This window comes from Pedobacter petrophilus (assembly GCF_009674725.1).
Taxonomy (GTDB): domain Bacteria; phylum Bacteroidota; class Bacteroidia; order Sphingobacteriales; family Sphingobacteriaceae; genus Pedobacter; species Pedobacter petrophilus.
In genome coordinates, this window is record NZ_WKKH01000125.1 from 1 (window position 1) to 523 (window position 523).

At 42.1% G+C, this 523-nt stretch carries 1 protein-coding gene; it reads left to right on the top strand.

Annotated elements, in window-relative coordinates:
- Nucleotides 1-249: 249 nt before the first annotated feature.
- Nucleotides 250-523: helix-turn-helix domain-containing protein (locus tag GJU39_RS23325; protein WP_154283384.1), on the top strand; the 274-nt coding region annotated here is incomplete at its 3' end.

Consider the following 523-nt stretch of genomic DNA (forward strand, 5'->3'; position numbering starts at 1 on the left):
TGGATATTCTGGAGCATGTTGACCCCCCAATTATGTTTTCCAATTCCGGTTTACGGTAAAACCATTTAAAGCTTTTACTGACATTCCGGCTGATGCTGACCCCACCCTTGGGTATTAAAGATTTTGTAATGGAGCATATTGACCCCTCTTGATCTGCATTAATGCAGTTTCTAATGGAGCATGTTGACCCCCTTCTTTAATTTGATTTGGCTTACTTAGGTAATAATCTTTTACCTAAAGTAGCGTAAGATGGCCGGAAAATCGAAAGCAATGAGTCAGATCAAACAATTATTACGCCTCCACAAGCAGGGTGATTCCATTAAGAGCATCGCGCGCAACCTAGGCATCAGCAAGAATACTGTTAAGGTATATATATCCAAACTGGAGGCCGGTGAGATTCCAATTTCGGAGCTTCTGCAAATGGAGGACCCGTTACTAATGGGCAAATTTCACATAGGAAGTCCAGCCTATAAAGATCCCAGGTTTGAATATCTTCGGTCTAACCTGACCTATTATGCCAAGG